The sequence below is a fragment of the Drancourtella sp. An12 genome, assembly GCF_002160935.1.
Taxonomy (GTDB): domain Bacteria; phylum Bacillota; class Clostridia; order Lachnospirales; family Lachnospiraceae; genus Sellimonas; species Sellimonas catena.
On record NZ_NFLO01000018.1, the window covers coordinates 37690 to 60366 of the forward strand.

General features: G+C 47.4%; 17 protein-coding genes. 13 read left to right on the forward strand and 4 right to left on the reverse strand.

The window, feature by feature from the left end; translation table 11 throughout:
• Positions 1 to 6 precede the first annotated feature (6 nt).
• The 5 genes from B5E64_RS13805 (at position 7) to B5E64_RS13825 (ending at position 8606) form a co-directional block, all read left to right on the forward strand.
• A complete protein-coding gene (locus B5E64_RS13805) occupies positions 7 to 1881 on the forward strand; it encodes a beta-N-acetylhexosaminidase (protein ID WP_087169044.1) in 1875 nt (624 codons plus the stop codon).
• A 231-nt stretch (positions 1882 to 2112) separates the two neighbouring features.
• The gene (locus B5E64_RS13810; RefSeq protein ID WP_182466567.1) at positions 2113 to 2763 is read left to right on the forward strand and encodes a hypothetical protein; all 651 of its coding nucleotides are present in this window, start codon (positions 2113 to 2115) and stop codon (positions 2761 to 2763) included.
• Positions 2764 to 2794: 31 nt separating this feature from the next.
• Positions 2795 to 5845 carry a glycoside hydrolase family 2 TIM barrel-domain containing protein gene (locus tag B5E64_RS13815; RefSeq protein WP_087169045.1) on the forward strand — a complete coding sequence of 1017 codons (3051 nt, stop codon included), beginning with the start codon at positions 2795 to 2797 and terminating at the stop codon, positions 5843 to 5845.
• 215 nt (positions 5846 to 6060) lie between these two features.
• Positions 6061 to 7305 (forward strand): acetylornithine/succinylornithine family transaminase, encoded by a 1245-nt coding sequence (locus tag B5E64_RS13820; protein WP_087169046.1) that lies wholly within the window; start codon positions 6061 to 6063, stop codon positions 7303 to 7305.
• A 56-nt stretch (positions 7306 to 7361) separates the two neighbouring features.
• Positions 7362 to 8606 carry an alanine--glyoxylate aminotransferase family protein gene (locus tag B5E64_RS13825; RefSeq protein ID WP_087169047.1) on the forward strand — a complete coding sequence of 415 codons (1245 nt, stop codon included), beginning with the start codon at positions 7362 to 7364 and terminating at the stop codon, positions 8604 to 8606.
• Here the strand turns inward: B5E64_RS13825 and B5E64_RS13830 are convergent.
• On the reverse strand, positions 8573 to 9436 hold the full coding sequence (locus tag B5E64_RS13830) for a DUF2877 domain-containing protein (RefSeq protein WP_140398863.1): 864 nt from the start codon (positions 9434 to 9436) through the stop codon (positions 8573 to 8575). The two genes, B5E64_RS13825 and B5E64_RS13830, sit on opposite strands and share 34 nt — an antisense overlap.
• Positions 9437 to 9659: 223 nt before the next feature.
• On the opposite strand from B5E64_RS13830, the gene B5E64_RS13835 reads away from it, so the two are divergent.
• The 4 genes from B5E64_RS13835 to B5E64_RS13850 all read left to right on the forward strand — a co-directional run bounded on the left by B5E64_RS13835 (position 9660) and on the right by B5E64_RS13850 (position 14381).
• Positions 9660 to 10907 (forward strand): dicarboxylate/amino acid:cation symporter, encoded by a 1248-nt coding sequence (locus tag B5E64_RS13835; RefSeq protein WP_087169048.1) that lies wholly within the window; start codon positions 9660 to 9662, stop codon positions 10905 to 10907.
• 147 nt (positions 10908 to 11054) lie between these two features.
• On the forward strand, positions 11055 to 12428 hold the full coding sequence (gene allB, locus B5E64_RS13840) for an allantoinase AllB (RefSeq protein ID WP_087169049.1): 1374 nt from the start codon (positions 11055 to 11057) through the stop codon (positions 12426 to 12428).
• 28 nt (positions 12429 to 12456) lie between these two features.
• Positions 12457 to 13824: an NCS1 family transporter gene (locus B5E64_RS13845; RefSeq protein ID WP_087169050.1), complete on the forward strand. Its 1368-nt coding sequence runs from the start codon at positions 12457 to 12459 to the stop codon at positions 13822 to 13824.
• A gap of 2 nt (positions 13825 to 13826) precedes the next feature.
• Complete coding sequence (locus B5E64_RS13850; RefSeq protein ID WP_087169051.1) at positions 13827 to 14381, forward strand: peptidylprolyl isomerase; 555 nt, start codon at positions 13827 to 13829, stop codon at positions 14379 to 14381.
• A gap of 87 nt (positions 14382 to 14468) precedes the next feature.
• Here B5E64_RS13850 and B5E64_RS13855 read toward each other — a convergent pair whose 3' ends face one another.
• The 3 genes from B5E64_RS13855 to B5E64_RS13865 are packed head-to-tail and all read right to left on the reverse strand — an operon-like array spanning position 14469 to position 17173.
• Complete coding sequence (locus B5E64_RS13855; protein ID WP_087169052.1) at positions 14469 to 15287, reverse strand: class I SAM-dependent methyltransferase; 819 nt, start codon at positions 15285 to 15287, stop codon at positions 14469 to 14471.
• Between the two features lie 15 nt (positions 15288 to 15302).
• A complete protein-coding gene (locus B5E64_RS13860) occupies positions 15303 to 16157 on the reverse strand; it encodes an alpha/beta hydrolase (RefSeq protein ID WP_087169053.1) in 855 nt (284 codons plus the stop codon).
• Between the two features lie 32 nt (positions 16158 to 16189).
• Positions 16190 to 17173: an Rpn family recombination-promoting nuclease/putative transposase gene (locus B5E64_RS13865; protein WP_087169054.1), complete on the reverse strand. Its 984-nt coding sequence runs from the start codon at positions 17171 to 17173 to the stop codon at positions 16190 to 16192.
• A 302-nt stretch (positions 17174 to 17475) separates the two neighbouring features.
• Between B5E64_RS13865 and allE the strand changes: the two genes are divergently transcribed.
• From allE to fdrA, 4 genes are all read left to right on the forward strand, one after another.
• Positions 17476 to 18264 (forward strand): (S)-ureidoglycine aminohydrolase, encoded by a 789-nt coding sequence (gene allE / locus B5E64_RS13870; protein WP_087169055.1) that lies wholly within the window; start codon positions 17476 to 17478, stop codon positions 18262 to 18264.
• 78 nt (positions 18265 to 18342) lie between these two features.
• Positions 18343 to 18558 (forward strand): hypothetical protein, encoded by a 216-nt coding sequence (locus B5E64_RS18080; protein WP_162610196.1) that lies wholly within the window; start codon positions 18343 to 18345, stop codon positions 18556 to 18558.
• A 22-nt stretch (positions 18559 to 18580) separates the two neighbouring features.
• Entirely contained in the window at positions 18581 to 19633 is a 1053-nt protein-coding gene (allD, locus tag B5E64_RS13875) for an ureidoglycolate dehydrogenase (protein ID WP_087169056.1), read from the forward strand.
• 14 nt (positions 19634 to 19647) lie between these two features.
• Positions 19648 to 22653, forward strand: a complete 3006-nt coding sequence (gene fdrA, locus B5E64_RS13880; RefSeq protein ID WP_087169057.1) for a DUF1116 domain-containing protein — start codon at positions 19648 to 19650, stop codon at positions 22651 to 22653.
• The last annotated feature ends 24 nt before the right edge of the window (positions 22654 to 22677 follow it).

Consider the following 22677-nt stretch of genomic DNA (forward strand, 5'->3'; position numbering starts at 1 on the left):
GACGATATGAAACTGATTGTAAAGGACTTAAAATTTCAGGAGACTTCGGAGATTCTGCTGAAACATTTTCCGGAAGCACCGGAAGAAGAGCTGGTAATTTATCCGGAGTATACGGAAAAATCCGGATTGAGGGTGCTGAAATGCGGAAACAACGTCAAAATTCAGTACCACCAGGATGTTCAGTATTACCGGGCGCTTGGGATGGTGCTTGGAGATCCGGAGGAAGATATTTCCTGCTCGGAGACCGCGTACACGAGCCGGCTTGGGACGATGTTCGACTGTTCCAGAAATGGAGTGCTTAAAGTCGGAACAGTCAAACGGTACATTGAATATCTGGCGCTTCTTGGAATGAATGATCTTCTTCTTTACACGGAAGATACATATGAGATTCCAAAATATCCGCATTTTGGAGCGCTCAGAGGACGCTACACGAAAGAAGAGATCCGGGAGATGGAACGGTATGCTGCAAAATTCGGGATCGAACTGGTTCCGTGTATACAGACACTTGCACATCTGCGGACCTATCTGAGATGGCCGGTTACGGAAAAGATGCGGGACAATTCAGATATCCTTCTTGTGGGTGAACCTGCGGTATATGAATTCTTAGAGGACATGATCCGTTCTGTAAGAACTTCGTTTTCAGGCAAGCGCATTCATATCGGAATGGATGAGGCATTTCAGCTGGGGCTCGGTAATTATCTGAGAAAGAACGGATATCAGGACCGTACCGGAATTATGAAAGAGCATCTGGACCGGGTATGCGCGATCTGCCGGAAATACGAGTTTGATCCGATGATCTGGAGTGATATGTATTTCATGCTGGCATCCGAAGACGGACGTTATTACAGTGTTTCCGAAGACTATGAATGGCAGGAGAAGGACAAACCGGACAAGGAGCTTACGCTCGTATACTGGGATTATTACAATGCGTCCGAGGATATGTACAGAAAGATGGTACATCTTCATGGAAAACTGTCCGGTCACATGTATTTTGCGGGAGGAGGCTGGACCTGGAACGGAATCGCGCCGAATTACGCAAGAGCACTGGAAACGACACGGGTTGGGACGAAGGTCATGAAAGAAGCGGGAGCAGACAAATGGTTTTGCACTCTCTGGCAGGACGATGGAGCGGAAACACCGATGGAAACCTGTCTGCTTTCCTTAACATATTTTGCCGAGTGTGCTTACGAAAAAGAAGTGACGAAAGAACGGCTGCATGACAGAGTAAAGGAATTGTTCGGCATCGACAGTGAAGACCTCATGCTTCTTGACCGGTTCGATAATTTTCAGCCGGAGGATCCGTATAATCTCAAGTCGGCAAACCCGTCCAAGCTGGCTCTTTATCAGGATCCGATGCTTGGAATCTTTGACGGGCAGTTTAAAGGAAAAGGGATCAGGGAATATTATCAGGATCTTGCGGAGAAACTGGAGCAGTGTCTTGAAAAAGAACAGCCGCAAAGAATCAGGAAACTGCTTGCTTATTATCAGAAGCTGGCAGCGTTTCTGGCTGAGAAAGCGGAGATGGGTCTGGAATTAAAGTCCGGTTATGACAATCAGGATAAGGACTGCCTTTGCGTCTGGGCCGGGAAAAGGATTCCTGCATGTCTTACTCTTCTGAAGGAACTGCACGGCATGAGGGAAGAAATCTGGATGGATGAGTGTAAGCCGCAGGGATATGAAGTGATTGATGTTCGTCTGGGGGGAATAAGAAGCCGTCTGGAATCCGCGGCAAAACGGATTTCTGCCTGGATTTGCGATCCGGAGCAGCCGCTTGAAGAGCTGGAAGAAAAGCGGGTATGTTTCTGGCCGGATGAGGACAGAATCTATTCGTTCAACCGGTGGGAGCAGATTGTAAGCGCATCCAATATCAATGAATTGTAAATATTCCATTAATGGGGCATGCCGCATGAGAAATTTATTTTCTCATGTGACATGCTCTTTTTGCGGTTGGTGATTTGAGAGAAACCGGTATTTTGTCTTCTGCTAAATTTCAGTTTTTCCATATGCCGTATTGCAAAAAGAACCGGGCGATTTTATACTGAAAACGAAAGAATCCGAACCGGATGGAATTAGAATTCAGACATTACATTTTACAGAAACGGGGATCAAAAAATGAGCAGAAAAGGGAATGAGCTGGTAAAGAGAATGGTCATGATGCTGACAGGCAATCTTTTTATCAGTATTTGTGTCGGATGCTACCGTCTGAGCGGTTTTGGCGTAGATGCTTTTACATGTATGAATCTCGGGATCAGCGGATATCTGGGAATGACATTTGGTACATGGCAGTTGATTATGAATGCAGTGATTCTGGCAGTGGTATTTTTTACGGTGCGGAACTGTATTGGAGCAGGAACGATTGTGAATATGGTGGGAGTCGGATATGGTGCGGATTTTCTATGTTGGCTTGTACAGGATTCTCTACAGATGGAGATGACATTACCGCTGCGTATCGCGGCACTGATTACAGGGTGTCTGTTTGCCGGTCTTGGGGTTGCGCTCTATATGGCGGCTGAAATGGGAATTTCGCCGTATGACAGTGTTGCTTTGATTATCGGAAAGATGAGCAGAGGAAAGATCGGGTTTCGGTATGCACGCGTTGGAAGTGATATCACAGTTGTAGTTGTCGGAGTGATATTCTGTCTGATGTCAGACAGCTCTCTGTGGACGGTTATTGGTATAGGGACTTTGTGCAATGCATTTTTCAATGGCCCGCTGATACAGTTTTTCCGGGTTCATGTAGCAGACAGAATCCGAAAAAAATAATGGAAAAAAGAAATATGATTACGGAGGATCTATGAAACGAGAAGAAATCAAAAGACATCTGTCTGATCCGGAATTTTTTCAGGAAAACAGAATGAAACCGGTATCGGATCATCGATGGTATGAGACAGAAAAGGAAGCAGTATCAGGGAAGGAGATGCGTTTAAGATACAGCCTGAATGGAAGATGGCGCTTCCTTTATGTGCCGAATCCGGACAGTGTGCCGGATGGATTTGAGAAGGAATCGTTCTCCTGTGAAGGTTGGAATACGATTCCAGTACCGGCACAGATGGAACTAAGCGGCTACGGATCACCGGTATACCGTGATACAGACTATCCATGGAATGGGATTGAAGATGTGAAGCCGCATGAAGTGCCGGAAAAAGACAACCCGACAGGATGCTATGTGACGACATTTTCGGTTCCGGACCGGATGAAGGGAAAAAGAATCCAGATCCATTTTGAAGGTGTGGAGACCGCGTTTCATTTCTGGGTGAACGGGATTTATGCCGGATACAGCGAGGACAGCTATACGCCGGCTGTATTTGAGATTACGGATTTTCTCAAAGAAGGAGAAAACAGACTCGCGGTGGAAGTATCCCGTTTTTCTTCCGGGGCATGGCTTGAAGATCAGGATTTCTGGAGAATGGGAGGAATTATACGGGAGGTCGCTCTGACGGCGATACCGGATCTGCACATTCGTGACATCGAGGTAAAGACGGATCTGGACATTACATATACGAATGCCGGAGCAGAGGTCTGCATTTTACTGGACGGAGCAGATGACGGAGAAATATGCTGGACACTGGCAGACGGTCTTATCCGCATGGACAGTCCTTTTGAAAAGGAAGAAAAGGAAATTATGGCAGGAAGGGTCCAAATTCATGACGGCAGGGCGGAGATTTCGTTTGAGGTTCCGCAGGCAAAACTTTGGAGCGCCGAACTTCCCTACCTTTACAGACTCCTTTTGACGGTATGTGATTCTGCAGGAACCATACAGGAAGCAGTTCCGTATCTGATCGGATTTAGAAAAGTGGAGATAAAAGATGCAGTACTTCTGTTTAATGGAAAGCGTCTGCGGATAAACGGAGTGAACCGGCATGAATTCTCACCATCAAAAGGCAGGGCGGTCGGAATGGAAGAGATGGAATGGGATATCCGGTTTTTGAAAAAGAACAATTTTAATGCCGTGAGAACAAGTCATTATCCAAATCAGACGGCCTGGTATGATCTGTGCGACAGATTCGGAATCTATGTCATGGATGAGGTGAATCTGGAGACACACGGAACATGGCACACGATGAAATTTGAACACACACTGCCGGGAGATTTTCCACAGTGGAGAGAAGCGGTTATAAGCCGGGCGGAAGCGATGCTTGAAAGGGACAAAAACCATGCCTGTATTTTCTGCTGGAGCGTAGGAAATGAGTCATGGGGCGGGAAAAATCTGTATGACATGAGCATGTATTTCAGAAAAAGAGACAACAGCCGTCCGGTACACTATGAAAATGTCTGTCATACACCGGAATGGGCAGGAACGACAGATCTGGAAAGCCGGATGTATGCCTCGCCGCAGAAGGCAGAAGAATACCTGAAAGATCATCCGGAGAAACCATATGTGTTGTGTGAATATGCTCACTCCATGGGAAATTCTACAGGCAATCTGGATGAATATACGAGACTTTTAGATCAGTATCCTCAGTACTGCGGTGGTTTTATATGGGATTATATTGATCAGGCGCTTTACAAAAAAGGACCGGATGGAAAGGAATATCTGGCTTATGGAGGGGATTTTGGAGACAGACCGTCCAATTACGCATTCTGTGCGGATGGTGTGATTTTTGCGGACAGGACACTTTCCCCGAAAATGCAGGAGGTTCGTTACCTGTATCAACCATATGAGCTCATCCCGGAGGAAGATGGAATACGTATAAAGAGCAGACAGCTGTTTGAGACAACCGCGGCGTACCGGCTCAGATGGACGCTGGAAAAAGATGGACAGGTATTGCGCCGGGGCAGCACAGATGTGGAAATGGGACCTGGAGAAGAGGTGAAAATACCATGCAGCTTTTTGGCAGGCGACGAGCCGGGAGAATATGTCCGGACAGCCGCGCTTGTCTATAAGGAGAGTACACCGTACGCAGAAGAAGGAGAGGAATTCTGTTTTGGACAGTCGGTGGAAATGGTGGGAAGCCGGAAAGTCAAAAGAGAAGAGTCCGCTGCAGAACCGGAAATTGTAGATGGAGATTTTTCTGTTTCTGTCGTGGGCAGGGGATTCCGTATTACCTTTGAAAAAGACAATGGAAAAATGACTGCATGTAAAATTGGCGGGAAAGAGCTTGTCTATCATATCGGCCATACATTAAAGCCGGAGTTCTGGAGAGCGCCGACAGACAATGATGCAGGGTACCGTATGGCTGAGAAGTGCGCACCGTGGAAGACGGCATCTTTGTATCCAAAAGTGAATCAGGTAGATATCCGGAAAGAAAAAGAAGGACTGGAAGTTGAGACAACATATCAGTTGTTTGAAGGTGTGACATGTACGGTTTCTGTTTTGGTAAACGGGGAAGGAACGATGAAAGTCACGGAGAAATACAATGGATTCCCGAATGTGCCGGATCTGCCGTGTTTTGGAATGTCCTGGAAGCTTCCAAAAGAGTTTTCACGGGTAACATGGTATGGAAAAGGACCGGAAGAGACTTATTGCGACCGGGCATGCGGAGGACGTATCGGCGTATTCCAGACGACGGCGGAGAAAGGGATGACACCTTATGTCAGACCTCAGGAATGCGGTAATCATACAGATACCAGATGGATAGAGCTGACGGATCAGGAAGGATGCGGTATTCGGATTGAGGCGGACAGAAACTTTGATTTTTCCGTACTTCCTTATACATGTCATGAGATTGAATCCGCGGAGCATGCCTATGAACTTCCTCCGGTATATGCTTCTGTCCTGCGGATTATGGAAAAACAGACAGGAGTCGGAGGAGACAACAGCTGGGGTGCATGGGCACATGAGCCGTATCTGGTAAAAGGAAACGAAGAAAGGACATTTACATTTTATATCCGTCTGCTCGGATAAATCTGAAAGAAAATCATGCATTTTTTGAAAAAGCATTTGACAGACGGGAAAAAACGGGGTAATATAACCATATCGCGTGACAAAGGTGTCAGATCGAAGGACGATCTGGCACCTTTTTTTATTTTTGCAGGAGAATCCGAAGGATTTCCCGCAGAATAAAAAGCTTTTCGGCAGCGCGGCAAAACGAAAAGGATGCAGAAAGGAAGAAGATTGGTATGAGATTAAAAGATGCAGGGCTGACAGCGGAGAAACTGAAAAAAATTGTGAACAAATATATGGTAGAAACATATGAACGATATCCGTTTATTGCAGAACTGGCGGAAGGCATGTATCTGTATGATGAAAAAGGAAACGCCTACCTGGACTTTTACGGCGGCGTGGCAGTAAACAGCGTAGGAAACCGCAATCCGAAGGTTGTGGAGGCAATTCACGAACAGACAGATGATATCATTCACACATTCAATTATCCCTACACGGTTCCGCAGGCCTTGCTTGCAAAGAAGATCTGTGATACCATCGGCATGGACAAAATTTTTTATCAGAATTCCGGAACGGAAGCAAATGAATGCATGATCAAAATGGCCAGAAAATACGGGACGGAGAAATTCGGACCGGAGCATTACCATATTGTAACGGCCAAAAATGGATTCCATGGACGTACTTACGGTGCGCTTTCCGCGACAGGACAGCCGGACAACGGATGCCAGCTGGGATATAAACCGGTACTTCCGGGATTTTCCTATGCGGAATTTAACAATCTGGAAGATTTTAAGAGCAAATGTACTGAAAATACGATTGCGATCATGATTGAGCCGGTACAGGGTGAAGGCGGAGTTCATCCGGCCAGCCAGGAATTTATCGAAGGCTTAAGGAAGCTCTGCGATGAGAGAGGAATGCTTCTTCTCCTTGACGAAGTACAGACCGGATGGGGAAGAACAGGAGATATCATGGCATTTATGGGATATGGCGTGAAGCCGGATGCGGTCACGATGGCAAAAGCGATGGGAGGCGGAATGCCGATCGGTGCATGTTGTATGTCAAAGGAGCTCGCAAGGGTCATGACATCCGGATCCCATGGTTCTACTTATGGAGGACATCCGGTAGCATGTGCGGCGGCGCTGGCATCAATTTCAGAAATCCTTGATCAGAATTTGAGCGAAAATGCCAAAATCATGGGAGAGTATTTCATGAAACGGATGAAAGAACTTCCTCATATTAAAGAAGTCCGCGGAAGAGGACTCCTGACAGGATGTGAATTCGATATTCCGATTGCACACGAAGTCAAGGCGGAATGTATGAAGAGACGCCTTTTGATCACGGCGATCGGCGATAGCACCAACCGGATGATCCCGCCGCTGATCTTAAAGAAAGAGCATGTCGACCAGGCAATTGATATTATGAAAAAGGCAGTCCATGCGGCGGTGCTTTCCTATCAGTCTGAGAATTTCCGGACTGCATAATCAAAACAGGAATTCGAAAAAAGGGTTTGTAAAGTAGGAAAAGGAGTTAAAGAAACATGAGAAAATTCAAAGAAATCAATCCATCACCACGCACACTGATGACACCGGGACCGGTTGAAGCGGACCCACGTGTGCTGCGCGCGATGAGTGCACATATTCTGGGACAGTTTGACCCGGAGTTTACCGAACTGATGAATGAGACAATGGAGATGGAACGCTATGTGTTCCAGACGAAAAACCGTCAGACATATCTTGTGGATACTACCTCCAGAGGAGGACTTGAGACGGTTCTTACCGGAGCCATCTGTCCGGGGGATAAAGTACTGATCCCGGCATTCGGACGTTTCGGATATCTGCTGGCGGAGATCCTGGAGCGCTGCGGAGCGCAGATCACGCTTTTGGAGAAAGAATGGGGAACTGTGTTTGATCCGCAGGAAGTGGAGGATGCGCTGAAAAAAGACAGCTATAAGGCAGTAGCCTGCATCCACGGGGAGACTTCTACATCCATGATGCAGCCGCTGAAAGAAATCGGAGAAATCTGCGAGAGGTACGGAGCCCTTCTGATTGTAGATGCAGTGGCAACTCTGGGAGGAGCAGAAGTAAAAGTCGATGAATGGAAATTATCTGCCTGCATCTCCGGGACACAGAAATGTATTTCCGCTCCGTCAGGCTCTGCCCTGATCACTTACAATGAGCAGATCGAGCAGATTGTCAAAGCGAGAAAACGTGTGGAGAAAGGAATCCGTACGGCGGATGATGTGGCGGGGCAGCTTGCCGGAATCCCAAGCAACTATCTGGACCTTGGACAGCTGGAAGATTACTGGAGCCCGCGCCGGCTTAACCACCATACAGAGGCAACCAGCATGCAGTATGCGGTGCATGAAGCACTCCGCTGTATCGTGGAGGAAACGCTCGAAGCACGGTTTGCAAGACATCAATTAAATGACCGGGCACTGACAGCCGGATTACAGGCGATGGGCCTTACCATCTTCGGAGATCTGGAACACAAAATGCCGGTTGTGACAGCGATCAATATTCCGGAAGGAGTTGACGGAAAAGCGATCCGCGGCATGATGTTAAATGAATTCGGAATCGAGATTGCAACTTCTTTCGGACCGCTGGACGGAAAGATCCTGCGAATCGGAAACATGGGCTACTCAAGCCAGAAGAGAAACATCCTGATTCTTCTTGGCGCACTGGAAGCAGTCATGAAGAGAAACGGCGTCAAAGTATCTACAGGCGAAGCTGTGAACGCAGCGATGGACGTTTACGAGAACGCCGCAAAGAAACAGGAAGCATAGAAAATTCCGCAGAGTGTGTCGATCCCGGAGGAGTGGCCGATCTGAGAAAATGAGGAAAGGATCTTGCGGGAATCCGGGCAGGGAAGCTCTTTTACCGGACGGCTGAAATGCCCCTGGAGAGCGCAGGAAAGAAACGTCCGGCTGATATCGTTCGTATCGCCAAGATGCTGTGAAATTTCTTTCCGGAGAAGCCGGGCAAAAGGGTGCTCCCACTGTCCGGCAAAGCGCAGGCCCGCAAGGAAACCGCAGAGAAAATCGTCTCCCGACGGAGTCAGGCCGATGCCAAGGCCGATCAGACCGGCAAGCGAGGTGGAAGATTCCTCATAACAGGAAGAAGCGGCCAGATGCCTGGCATCTTCGAGGCGTTTTCCGGCAACGGCAAGAAAAGCCTCTTTCCCAAAATCAGAAGAATCCTTTTGCGGTTCCGGAGAAAAAAGCTCGGAAAAGCCGCCGGAGCCGGACAGACAGATAGCCTCTTTTACGGCGGAAGTATCAACCGGAACAGCCTGATCCGGGAGAAACGAGTCAAAAACCAGGGCGTCGGACAGATTGAAAATGATCCGGGTGCCGTGGGAATGGATCGTAATGCTTTGGCCGTCTGTGGATACCGGATCTTCCGGCTGGATAGACAGTGCTTCCATTTCCGGAGCCTGCAGATCTGTGATCAGGCTGACCGGGGATAAGGGAGAGGAGGCTGCCTGCAGGGCAACGAGCGCCGGACCAAGGTGCAGATTGATTGTTTTCCGGTATACAGAATGAACCGTTCCGGTGGAATATTGACTGAGTATACCGGCAGCAAAAGATGCCGTCTCCGTAATGTGGTATTTCATATATAAACCCTCTCTTACGCGGAATATTGTTTCTATATCAGGTAAAATTTTAGCAAAAAGACGAGAAAATGGCAAATATAACGGGTAAATTATACAAGGTGGATAAAAAAGAAGTTTTTTTTTACTTCTTTTCTACATTGTAACTTGACACTTTATCCGATAGAATTACAATATATCATCTGGTTAGGCAGTAACCAAGTTTTGAGAAAGGAAGGAAAGATGGATGGAGAAAAAGAAAAAATTCTCAATTTCATTGACAACGCAGATCCTGATTGCTACAGTCGGCGGTCTTGCCTTTGGAACGATTGTAGGACCGTGGGCATCTAATCTGAAATTTATCGGCGATATCTTTTTACGTCTGATTCAGATGTCAGTAGTGCTTCTGGTTATGTCCGCTGTGGCCGGCGCTGTCGGTGGAGGAGACGGACGGGATGTAGGAAAGATGGGCTTCCATACATTCAAATGGATTATCGTGTTTACGATTTTCTCAGCTGGACTGGGCGCCGCGCTGGCGATGCTGGTTAAGCCGGGACTTGGAGCGGATTTATCTTCTGCGGAGGAAGTTGCGGCAGCAGCGGTTGAGTCCACATCTTTACAGGACACGCTTACAAATTTTGTACCGACGAATATTATTCAGGCGATGGCAGAAGGTTCCATGGTACCGTGTATCGTATTCGCCCTGTTCTTTGGTGTTGCGATGGGACAGTACACAAAGCAGACCGGAAACAGAAATATTGCAGATCTGGTAATTGGCGTGAATACGGTTATCACCAATATCATCAAGATTGTCATGAAAGTTGCTCCGATCGGTATCTTCTGTCTGCTGGCAGACGTTGCAGGAAAGACAGGATTGGACGTAATTAAGCCGATGCTTAAATTCCTCGGAATTCTCCTTGTCGGCGACGCGATTCAGTTCCTCGTATTTGGACCGCTTACCGCGGCTCTGTGCAAGGTCAACCTGTTTAAGATGCCGAAAAAATTTGCCAAGATGTCTATGATGGCGATCACAACGACATCCGGTGCAATCTGTCTTCCGACGAAGATGGAAGATGCAGTGGAAAAATTCGGTGTCAGCCGTAAGGTTGCAGACTTCACAGGACCGATCACCATGTCTATGAACAGCTGTGGTGCGGCTCAGTGTTACGTGGTTGCGATCTTCTTTATGGCACAGGCTACAGGAGTTGAGTTAAGTGCATATCAGATGGGTATGGCGATTCTTCTTTCCTGCCTGATGTGTCTGGGAACAATCTCCGTTCCGGGCGGATCTGTAATTGTATATACATTCCTGGCATCCTCACTGGGACTGCCGATGGACAGTATCGCAGTACTGATCGGTATCGACTGGTTCGCAGGAATGTTCCGTACACTGATGAACGTAGACGTAGACGTTATGGTTGCAATGCTTGTTGCATGCAAGATCGGTGAATTTGATTACGACGTTTACAACGGCAAAAAGACTGTAAAATATTAATACATAGTAAAAAGCACAAAGAGGTGTGCGGATTCGGAAAACAGCCGGGTCTGCGCACCTTTTCTTTTGTTGAATTCGGAGAGCCGAACTGGTAAAATCTATAGTAACAACGTGAAAAGAAGTGAAAGGAAGAGAAGGAGGAGAGAGATGTACGAATTATTGGTGAAAAACGGAAAAATCGTGACGGCAGATTCTGTGGAAGACGGAAACATTGCCGTAAAAGACGGGAAGATTGCCGCGATTTTAAGTCCGGGAGAGGAGCCTGAAGCCGAAAAGGTGATCGATGCAGGCGGGAAATATGTGTTCCCGGGTGCGATCGATACCCATGCGCATTTAAACGATCCTGGATATGAATGGAGAGAAGATTACGCGCACGGTACGGCGGCAGCGGCAGTCGGAGGTTACACGACAATTATTGATATGCCCCTTCAGAATGAACCGGCCATGACGACGGCGGAGCTTTTTGACAGGAAAGTGGAGGCGGTGGATCTGAACGCTTATGTGGACTACTGCTTCTGGGGCGGCCTGATTCCGGACAACTTTGATGATCTGGAAGGACTTCATGAGAAAGGGTGCGTCGCTTTCAAATCCTTCATCGGTCCGGTATCTCCGGATTACAGTTCTCTGAATTATGGACAGGCGTATGAGGCCATGCAGAGAATTCAAAAGTTCGGAGGCAGGGCAGGTTTTCACTGTGAAGATTTCTCCACCATCAAGTGGCAGGAGCAGCGGATGATCCGGGAAGGCCGGCTTGACTGGCAGGGATTTCTGGACTCCCGTCCGGTGATCGCAGAGATGCTTGCGATGGTGGATATTATTGAGATTGCAAAAGCAACCGGATGTAAAGCGCATATCTGTCATGTCAGCAGCCCGGATGTAGCCCAGAAGATCAAGGAGGCACAGCAGGAAGGCTATGATATCACTGCTGAGACCTGTTCCCATTATCTGAGCATGACGGATAAGGATGTCCTTGAAAACGGACCGCTCTTTAAATGTGCTCCGCCGCTTCGCTCCCAGGAGGAAGTAGACCGTCTCTGGTCCTATGTGGAAGACGGCACATTCAGCGGAATTGCAAGTGATCATTCTCCGTGCTCCTACGATGAGAAATACAATGAGATTCTCGGAAAGAAGATTGAAAATGTGTTTGATGTCTGGGGCGGTATCAGCGGAATCCAGAGCGGTTTCCAGACGGCGTTTTATGAGGGATGCGTAAAGAGAAATCTTTCTCCAAGTGTTCTGGCAGATGCCATGTCAGTGCGCCCGGCCAAAGCGTTCGGTATCTACGGGAAAAAGGGAGATATCCGGATCGGGTTTGATGCGGATCTTCTGATTGTCGATCCGGAAAAAGAGTGGGAGATTACGGCGGATTCCCTTCTCTATGTAAATAAGATTTCTGCTTTTGTCGGAATGAAAGGAAAGGGACTTCCGGTGTGTACAATCCTTCGCGGAAAAGTGGCTGCGGAAGATGGAAAAGTAACAGGAGAAAAAGGAGCAGGCATGCTGGTCAGAAGATTATCCTGATCAGCCCGCAGGAAGGAAAGGAAAAATTATGAGTAATATTGTTGACAACAAAAATCTGAACCCGGAACTGGCGAAAAACGTAGATCCGGATTTGCAGCCGACGAAAAAGAGAATTATGGATCCGGTATCCTATGCGGCAAGCTTCATGGGCGGCTGTGTATCGATCGGTACCTTTTCCATGGGTGCAGGACTGATCGGAGCCCTGACCGTGACACAGGCCATACTTGCCATGGTGATCGGATGTCTGGTTATCGCGGTTGCCCTTGTCGTGATCGGACAGTGTGGGCATAAATACGGAATTCCGTTTACGGTACAGCTTCGGAGCAGTTTTGGTACGACAGGAATCAAGGTGCCGGGACTTTTACGAGGAATCCCGGCGATCATCTGGTTCGGATTTCAGAGCTGGGTCGGAGCAGGAGCCATCAACAGCTGTCTGGACATCCTCTTTGGGTTTGACAATCTTCCGGTTGTCTACGTCCTGTTTACGATTCTTCAGGTGGCACTGGCAATCAAAGGATTTGAGGGAATCAAATGGATGGAGAATATTTCCTGTATCTTCATCATTGCCATCCTGATTTATATGCTGTACGTGGTACGGACACAGTTTTCTACGGAGATTGATGATGTATTTTCCGGAATCAAGGGGACATGGGGAATGCCGTTCTGGGCAGCCACCACATCATTCCTTGGTATTTATTCCACGATGATTATCAATGCATCCGACTATTCCCGTAACGTAAAGGAAAATGTAGGGCCGGTCAAAACAGGATCGATCTATACGATCGCAATTCTTCCGGTTACTCTTTTCATGGGGCTGATCGGACTGCTTGTTACAGCGGCAACCGGAAACAGTGACCCGGTTGTAGTATTCTCTACAACAATGGGAAGCAAATTCCTCACTGTCGTTACCCTGCTTTTCATCGCATTTGCACAGGTGACGACAAACGTGCTGAACAACATCGTGCCTCCGGCTTACGTGCTGATGGAAGCGTTCCACGTAAAATGGAAACTTTCCACCGTCATTGTCGGTGTCCTTTCCATCTGTTGTATGCCATGGAAGCTGGTAACCGATGAATCCGCAGCAGGACTGAATCTGTTCACACAGTTCTACTCCGCGTTCCTAGGACCGATCTTCGCGGTAATGGCAGTAGATTACTTCATTCTGAGAAGACAGAAGCTTGACATCAATATGATGTACGATAAACAGGGATCATTTAAGGGTGTGAACTGGGCGGCGATCATCGCCATTATCGTCGGTTCCCTCTGCTCCCTGCTGATTGTGGAGCTTTCATGGTATGTCAGCCTCATCCCGACGGGAGTTGTATATTACTTCCTGATGAAGAAGATGAAGAGTGCGGCACCGTTCTGCAAGGGAACGATTTTTGAAAGGGAATAGAAATGAAAAATCCAATGGCGACAATGGAACTGGATGACGGGCGCAAGATTGTTCTGGAACTGTATCCTGACATAGCGCCAAATACAGTAAATAATTTTATTCAGCTTGCAAACAGCGGACGGTATGACGGGCGGAAGATTCACCGCATCGTGAAAGAATTTGTGCTGCAGGGAGGCTCTTTGACAGGAACCTGCCATCAGCCGAATGATGAGTTCTCTATCAAGGGAGAGTTTGAAGAAAATGGATTTCATAATCCACTGAAACATGAGACAGGCGTGATTTCCATGGCCCGAGGATCACATTTTGACAGTGCGGCGACACAGTGGTTTATCATGCACCGCCCGGCGGAACGGCTGGATGGAAAATATGCAGCCTTCGGAAAAGTAGTGGAAGGACAGGAAGTGGTGGAAGAACTAGGATATCGTCCGACGGACGAGACACCGGGAAAGTATAACCCGCCGCTGGAACCAGTCTATACGACACGGATTCGCGTAGATCCAGGGGATTGGAATTACACCGAGCCGGAGCGGATTGTGCCTGGCGTACCGGAAGATTAAGAATGGAAAAGAGAAACTATTTGTTATGGAAAGACACCCCAAAGCAAAACACCGGGGTGTCTTTTTAACTGTTTCGATCGTGAAAATTTAGTTTTTAGAACCAATATACATGGCATGCCCGCAGGTTTCAATAATTTCCTTAATTTCCGAAGTTTCTTCTATGAGGTGAAGGATTTCATCAAACATTCCCCTGTCAGGGATATGATATAACTGTTCCTCTTTTTCGTAACCAAAGCCGCGTATAGATGAAATAGAAATTTTCGTAAAATGATGCTTTGCAAATAATTGTTCGATTTGATCAGAGGAAGGATAATAGCCTTCCTGAAATCCGTTCTGATCCATGTTGGTAAATTTACCTGAATGGAATACCTCACGCAAATTGGTTTTGTTTACCTGTTCTGGATGTCGGCAATATCTGTCTACAATTGCGATACTTCCGGAAAGATAAGGAATAAAGCTCGCAAAAACCAAACCGCCATTTTTCAGAACCCGAGACACTTCGCTGATACATTTTTGCCGTTCGCTTTCTTCTAACAGATGGTATAGAGGGCCAAACAATAAAACTACGTCAAATTGATTGTCTTCATAAATATTTAAATCTATTGCGTTTACGACATTGCAGGAAATTACATTTTTTTCGTTCAAAGCATCTACTTTTTCTTTTGCTTTGTCAATTAGTGTTTCTGATAGATCGGCCAGATACATTTGGTATCCAAGAGATGCCAGGGGAAATGTATAAGCTCCTGCGGCACCGCCTAAGTCCAATATTGCTGCGGATTCAGGGAGGTATTTTTTCAGTTTTCTCATGGTCATGTCATATTCCAGTTTTCCGCTGTAATCAGTGGTTAATCGTTCATCTTCGTTAAATACGCTATAATACTCCTGTATTTTTTTAAAATCAGTCATAAAAGCCCCTCACTGTTAACTCTGTATAATTTCATCCAGAAATTTCACTGTTTCTTCAAGAAGCCGGGATGTTTCCGGCGCCTCCTCGTCCCGGTCAAAGTCGTGGACGTTTCCGGCGGAAATGAAACGTGCCGGTTGATATTTTTCACACAGTGCCAGAAATTCTGAGTACGGTACATCCGGATCGTTTGTGCTGTGTGCCGCAAAGAGCGGACATGGGAGTGTGTCACTGGTACGAAGAGAGTAGTCAAGGTAGAAGAACTTCTCCCGGCCCTCATAGACGAGGGATTTCCAGTTTCCGGTCTGGCGGGCGTAAACATAGACACTGTAGTGGGTACTAAGATCTCCGGAGCAGTGAATTTCCTGCGGAACAGCGTCAAGGCATGATGCAGATACGGCAGGGAGATTCTGATAGTAAGGGCTCGGGGAGTCAAACCAGTTGTCACAGAGAAATCCATATCCATAGTAAGAAAGAACTCCGGCAGGTTTCTCATCCGGATTCCCGTGGGCCGCCGCAATCAGACAGAGGTAAGCTCCGGCGGAACGTCCAAAGAGGATGTACGGAAGCTTTTTCGGCACATACTGTTCCCAGTGGCGCAGATAATGATTGATGGAATCTGTGACACTTGAGAGGATGGTATCCAGCTTCGCGGCCGGGGCCAGAGGATACTCAAAAGAGACAACCGGGTATCCGGCTCCGGTAAGAGTACGAAGATGCAGGGACGGCAGGTCTTCGGCATTGCCGTAAAGCAGGCCGCCTCCATGAAAATACAGGATACATGCCTTCGGAGTGACAGTCGGGTCTTCATACAGAATGGCCCGTACCGGAAAAGCACTGTCTTTTGTTTCAAATTCTTTCATCAGCATCATAATCTACGATCCTCGTCTTTCTTGTTGTTCTCTTACAATAAAAATTTTCGGAATTCTTCTGTTGTTGTACCATATTCCTCTGCGGCCTGTTCCAAAGTCAGCAAATGTTTACGGTACAGATTGACCAGCAGTTCTTTCTTTTCCAATGCTTTGCCTTCTTCCCTTCCGATGGTCTTACCCTCTTCTCTTCCGATACTTTTACCCTCTTCCATACCGGCGATTCTGCCATCCTCCCAGCTTTCCCGCCGAAGATCTTCCTCATATTTTTCCTGATCAAATTCTTCCAGGATCACATCGCTCACCTCCGCGCTGTTTTGTTCCAGGAATTCCTTCAGGATATCCTTTTCGATACAGCTTTTCTGCGCTTCCTGGACCGCTGTTTCTATGGCAAGCCCCTGTTTCTGGTTCTCTCTTACTTCATTTATAAAGTAGGAGTATTCCCATAGAACTTTACAGCTTTCGAGAAGTTCCTGATTGTGCCCAAGATTGATGTTGAGCATCAGTGCCCGGCATTCCAGTGCCGCCTGTCCCGCAAACGCAGATTTCATAAAGGAATCTGAAAGGTTTAATTCCCGGTATTCCGATTCTTCGCTTTGTCCATTATAGAATACCACATATACCGGTACGGGTAAAGGAATCCGTCGTGTGCTGTAAAGATTCAGTCCGTGTTTCTTGATATAGTTCTGGTAAATTCGCGCCATATAAAACAGGCCGCGGATTGGCATATTGGGATTTAAGGTGCTTTGATGTTCGTACAGATTCAGAGTACTGGAAAAGAGAAAAGATACGTCATTTTTCATTCCTACATAGATGACGTCTTCCAGAGTGGTGATTTCAAGATCTTCTTCGTTCGTATAGGAAGAGTGGTTTAATGCGTTATAGAGGGATAAGAGATTGTGTCTGTCCCGGAAAATCATACGAAAAAGAGTATCTTTGTACTTCCGGTTGACAGGTTTGCCCAGAGACCGGTTCCGTTTTTTAGTTTTAGATGTGATTTTTCTTTGTTTTTTCTTCATAGGCAGAAGCCCCCTTTGAATTGAAAATAGAATTGAATCAATAGATAACAAGAAGTGTCCCGGCCTTGTAGGAAAAGGCGGGAAAGAATGTGCCCCTAGTATAGCAGTAGAAACTGTGAAAATCAACACTTTCCGGTACAAATTGGAAGAACACCGGCCCATACAGGAGAAAAACAGGGGAAACATGGATAAAAAAATAGAGGGATTTTATCCTATATTTTGCTTGAAAAAGAGAAATGAAATTGCAATAATAGAGACATAGAGACTGAACGGTCATTAAAAATGAAAGAGAGGTTAATGTTATGAGCTATTTAAATGGTCAGACAGGATATCGTGAAGATCTTCTGAATACAAGATCCGTTGTAAAGATGGGAAGCTATGCTGTGATCGAGCCGGACGGAATCGTAAAGAACGCAATCCCGGGATATGAAAACTGTGACGTGACGATCCTCGGATCCCCGGCAATGGGAGCGACATTTGCAGATTACCTGATCACTGTACATGAAAATGGAGGCAACCCGGCATTCGGCGGAGAAGGACTGGAATCTTTCATCTATGTGATCGAAGGAAGCATTACAGTAAAGAATGCAGATGAGGAAGCAACTCTGACAGAGGGCGGATACATTTACTCCCCTGCAAGCAACACGATCGCAATTAAAAACGAAGGAAAAGAAGACGCTAAACTTTTCGCATACAAACGTAGATACGAAGCAGTAGAAGGATACAGCGCACACACTGTTGTCGCAAATATCAATGACACACCGTGGATGCCATACGAAGGAATGGAAAACTGCCACAGCAAGGATTTCCTTCCGGCAGCAGGAGATTTCGGTTTTGATATGAACATGCATCTTCTGAAATTCAAACTGGGCGGATCCCACGGATACATCGAGACACATATCCAGCAGCATGGTATGTACTTCCTTCAGGGCAAGGCAATGTACCGGATCGGAGATGACTGGATTCCGTTAAAGAAAGGCGACTATGTATTCATGGACTGCTACTGCCCGCAGGCATGCTACGGAGTAGGCAAGGATGAAGATCTGATCTACATCTACTCCAAAGACTGCAACAGAGACGTACAGCTCTAGGCAGTACCGGAACAGACGATTCCCTAATAGTTTAAATAGATTTGTTTGCGCAGAGACCGGCATTATCCAGTTTGGATAATGCCGGTTTCATTATTCCGGACCGGGAAAAAGCCTTTTGACATGCCTGACAGCGGGCTTTCTGCTGTTTTGCACAGAAGGACGGCTGAAATTGACAAAAAACAGACAAAATGCACAAAAATAGATAAAAATGAAATTTCAGTTTATCTAGTTATCTGCTTGAAAAGAGAGCCGCAAATTGGGATAATAAAACTAACATATCTCAGAAGGGAATAAAGATTAAGGAGAGGATGAATCTATGAAACTATCTAGGGAAGAACTGAAAGGCCTGATGAAAAACAAACTGATGAATGCGGGCCTGAACGAAGCGCATGCAGAGATTGCAGCAGAAATTCTGACATGGTCAGATGAGAGGGGTTATCATTCACACGGAGCGGTACGTGTGGAGTACTACAGCGAGAGAATCGCAAAAGGCGGAATTACAGCAAATCCGCATTTCACATTCAAGGAGACAGGACCGTGTTCTGGAATGTTTGACGGGGACAATGGATGCGGTTATGCGGCTGCCAAGGAAGCGATGGACAAGGCCATCGAGATGGCGAAGAAAAACGGAATCGCAGTGATCGGAATCAGCAACATTTCCCACAGCGGCTCCATCGGTTACTACACAGAGATGGCTGCAAAACAGGATCTGGCGGCGATTTCTTTCTGTCAGTCAGACCCGATGGCAGTACCTCCGGGAGGAACGGAGCCTTACTATGGAACCAACCCGATTTCCTTCGCGGCACCGACAGCAGACGACCGGATCGTTGTATTTGATATGGCAACCACCGTACAGGCGTGGGGCAAGATTCTGGACAAGAGATCCAGAGGAGAATCCATCCCGGATAACTGGGCAGTAGATGAGAAGGGAAATCCGGTGACGGATCCGAACAAGGTAAACGCCCTGCTTCCGATTGCCGGAGCAAAAGGCTACGGCCTGATGATGATGGTGGACGTATTCTCCGGAATCATGACAGGTGTTCCGTTCGGAAAACATGTCAGCTCCATGTACCATGACTGCTCCAAGGGAAGAGAACTTGGACAGATGCACATCGTCATGGACCCGGCACGGTTTGTCGGACTGGAAGAGTTCAAAAAGAACATGTCCGCGACATGCGATGAGCTGAACGCAATGCCGGTAGCGGAAGGATATGACAAGGTCTACTATCCGGGCGAGCGCGCGCAGATCAGAAAGAAAAAAGCGTACGAGACCGGCGGAGTAGAGATTGTAGATTCAATCTATGAATATCTCAAGAGCGACGATATTCACTATAACAGATACGATCATAAAAACAGATTTGCAGAATAGGAGAGATACGAAACATGTTAAAAACAGTAGTGAAAAAGGGCAGTTATCATGACTCTGTTGTGCTGATGCTTCTGACGAACAAGATCTCGGCACTGGACGGAGTGAAGAAGGTCTCCATCATGATGGCGACTCCTGCCAACAAAGATATCTTCAAACAGAGCGGCCTGGATACCGAAGAGCTGATGGAAGCGACCGCAAACGACATGGTAGTTGTTGCGGACGTGGATGATGAAAGCCTTCTGGATACGATCATGGACGAGACAGAAGAGTTCTTCCGTCAGCAGTCTGCAAAGAGCGGCGGCAAGAAGGAATCTGAGAGTGTGAAGTCCTGGGACAAGGCGCTTGACAAGCTTCCGGATGCAAACCTGGCAGTCATCTCCATTCCGGGAGCGTATGCAGCCCTGGAGGCGGACCGTGCGCTTGACGAAGGCATGAATGTCTTTATGTTCAGCGACAACGTGACACTGGAAGACGAAGTCAAACTGAAAAAGAAAGCACATGAAAAGGGACTGGCTGTGATGGGACCGGACTGTGGTACAGGTATCATCCAGAGCGTTCCGATTGCATTTACAAATAATGTGGCACCGGGTTCCATCGGTATCATCGGAGCATCCGGAACCGGAATCCAGGAGCTGACAACGATTATTGACCGTCTGGGTGAAGGTGTGACCAACGCGATTGGTATCGGCGGAAGAGACCTAAATGCTGCAGTAGGCGGAATTACCATGATGGATATGATCGACGCCATGGAAGATGACGATACGGTAAAGGTTGTCATCATCGTTTCCAAGCCGCCGGCAAAAGAAGTGCGTGACAAGATTTCCGCAAGACTGAGCAGCTTTAGCAAACCGGTTGTAACGCTGTTTGTAGGAGAAAAGCCGGAATATCATGAGGAGAACTTCTACCATGCCTATACACTGGATGAGGCCGCAAGACTTGCAGTCGGTCTGGTGAGAGGAGAAGAAATTCCGGAAGCAGAAGCGGATGTAGATGAGAGCACCTTCTACAAAGCAGAGGACAAGAAAACGATCAAGGCATACTATTCAGGCGGAACGCTTGCAAATGAAGCTGCAATGCTGATCAAAGATGCTCTTGACGTGAAAGTACCGCCGGAAGATATCGAAGGATATATGCTTCAGCTTGACGGCAATGTTGTTGTGGATCTGGGCGATGATGCTTATACACAGGGTAAACCGCATCCGATGATCGACCCTGCAAAACGAATCGAATGTATGCAGGAAGCGGTCGATGATGAAAGTACAGGAGCCGTTCTTCTGGACATCATGCTTGGATATGGTTCTCACGAGGATATGGCAGGGGCCCTGCTTCCGACGATCAAAGAGCTCAAAGCAAAGGCAGAAGCTGCCGGAAGAAAGGTATTCTTCATCGCTACTGTCTGCGGAACGAGAAGAGACTATCAGGGATATGACGATGCAGTCAATAAATTAAAAGAAGCAGGCGTGATTGTCTGTGAAAATAATAAACTGGCGTGCCGTACGGCAATCCGTGCCATCGGAAGAGATTTCGCAGAGCCGGTGAAGGAAGTACGCCCGAAAGAAGCGGCAGATGCACCGAAGGCAGAGCCGTCTGAGAAGCTTCGCACTCTCCTTTCTGAGAAACCGAAGATCATCAACATCGGACTCAAGAGCTTTGCGGAAGTGGCAGAGCAGTTTGGATGCGAAGTCGTACAGTATGACTGGAATCCGCCGGCAGGAGGAAATGTGGAACTGATCAAAATCCTGAATTTCCTGCGCCACTATGACGGACTGGATATCGATGAAGCAAACCGGGAAGTGATCGCAAAAGTAGTAGCGAGCCAGCCGGTGATCATCGACAACGTAAGAGCAAAAGATGTGATTCCGGAGCTGAATGAAGGAAAAGTCATCCTTCACGCAGGCCCTCCGGTTGCATATGAAAACATGCCGGACCCGATGCAGGGTTCCTGTGTGGGAGCTGTCCTCTTTGAGGAATGGGCGGACAACGAAGCGGACGCAAGAAAGCTTCTGGAATCCGGAGAAATCAAATTTATGCCATGCCACCATGTCAATGCGGTGGGACCGATGGGCGGTATTACATCCCCGAACATGGCAGTGTTTGTTGTAAAGAACATGACAGACGGAAACGAAGCGTACTGCACCATGAACGAAGGAATCGGAAAAGTACTCCGTTTCGGAGCATACTCCGAGGAAGTCGTAGAACGTCTCCGCTGGATGAGAGATATTCTGGGACCGACACTTGGAAAGGCAATACGCGAGCTTGGCGGCATTGCGGTTAATCCGCTGATCGCAAAAGCGATTGCCATGGGAGATGAATTCCACCAGAGAAATATTGCAGCGTCCCTTGCCTTCTTAAAAGAAGTAGCGCCGACCATCACGAAGATGGAGATGGACGAGAAGGACCGCTACGATGTCATCAAGTTCCTTTCCGATACAGACCAGTTCTTCCTGAACATCATGATGGCCACAGGAAAGGCTGTAATGGATGCGGCACGGACGATCCAGAAGGGAACAATCGTAACAGCAATGTGCCGGAACGGATACGAATTCGGTATCCGGATCGCGGGCATGGGAGATCAGTGGTTTACCGGACCGGTGAATACTCCGCAGGGACTCTACTTCACAGGATACGACGGAGAAGACGCGTGCCCGGATATGGGAGACAGTGCCATCACAGAGACCTTCGGTGTCGGCGGTATGGCAATGATCGCGGCTCCTGCCGTAACAAGATTTGTCGGAGCAGGCGGCTATGAGGACGCTCTGCGTACAAGTACGGAGATGACAGAAATTACCATCGACCGGAACCCGAACTTCATCATTCCGAACTGGAACTTCCAGGGAATCTGTCTTGGAATCGATGCAAGACTTGTTGTAGAAAAAGGAATTACACCGGTAATCAATACCGGAATCGCGCATAAAGTGGCCGGATACGGACAGATCGGAGCCGGAACAGTTCATCCGCCGATCGAGTGTTTTGAAAAAGCGGTCAAAGCTTATGCAGAAAAACTGGGCTTTACTTCATAAAGAATAACAGCCGGAAAAGGAGGA

Coding starts and splice junctions, on each gene's coding strand:
- B5E64_RS13805 (WP_087169044.1), top strand. CDS start 7: ATGAAACTGATTGTAAAGGACTTAAAATTTCAGGAGACTTCGGAGATT.
- B5E64_RS13810 (WP_182466567.1), top strand. CDS start 2,113: ATGAGCAGAAAAGGGAATGAGCTGGTAAAGAGAATGGTCATGATGCTG.
- B5E64_RS13815 (WP_087169045.1), top strand. CDS start 2,795: ATGAAACGAGAAGAAATCAAAAGACATCTGTCTGATCCGGAATTTTTT.
- B5E64_RS13820 (WP_087169046.1), top strand. CDS start 6,061: ATGAGATTAAAAGATGCAGGGCTGACAGCGGAGAAACTGAAAAAAATT.
- B5E64_RS13825 (WP_087169047.1), top strand. CDS start 7,362: ATGAGAAAATTCAAAGAAATCAATCCATCACCACGCACACTGATGACA.
- B5E64_RS13830 (WP_140398863.1), bottom strand. CDS start 9,436: ATGAAATACCACATTACGGAGACGGCATCTTTTGCTGCCGGTATACTC.
- B5E64_RS13835 (WP_087169048.1), top strand. CDS start 9,660: ATGGAGAAAAAGAAAAAATTCTCAATTTCATTGACAACGCAGATCCTG.
- allB (WP_087169049.1), top strand. CDS start 11,055: ATGTACGAATTATTGGTGAAAAACGGAAAAATCGTGACGGCAGATTCT.
- B5E64_RS13845 (WP_087169050.1), top strand. CDS start 12,457: ATGAGTAATATTGTTGACAACAAAAATCTGAACCCGGAACTGGCGAAA.
- B5E64_RS13850 (WP_087169051.1), top strand. CDS start 13,827: ATGAAAAATCCAATGGCGACAATGGAACTGGATGACGGGCGCAAGATT.
- B5E64_RS13855 (WP_087169052.1), bottom strand. CDS start 15,287: ATGACTGATTTTAAAAAAATACAGGAGTATTATAGCGTATTTAACGAA.
- B5E64_RS13860 (WP_087169053.1), bottom strand. CDS start 16,157: ATGATGCTGATGAAAGAATTTGAAACAAAAGACAGTGCTTTTCCGGTA.
- B5E64_RS13865 (WP_087169054.1), bottom strand. CDS start 17,173: ATGAAGAAAAAACAAAGAAAAATCACATCTAAAACTAAAAAACGGAAC.
- allE (WP_087169055.1), top strand. CDS start 17,476: ATGAGCTATTTAAATGGTCAGACAGGATATCGTGAAGATCTTCTGAAT.
- B5E64_RS18080 (WP_162610196.1), top strand. CDS start 18,343: ATGCCGGTTTCATTATTCCGGACCGGGAAAAAGCCTTTTGACATGCCT.
- allD (WP_087169056.1), top strand. CDS start 18,581: ATGAAACTATCTAGGGAAGAACTGAAAGGCCTGATGAAAAACAAACTG.
- fdrA (WP_087169057.1), top strand. CDS start 19,648: ATGTTAAAAACAGTAGTGAAAAAGGGCAGTTATCATGACTCTGTTGTG.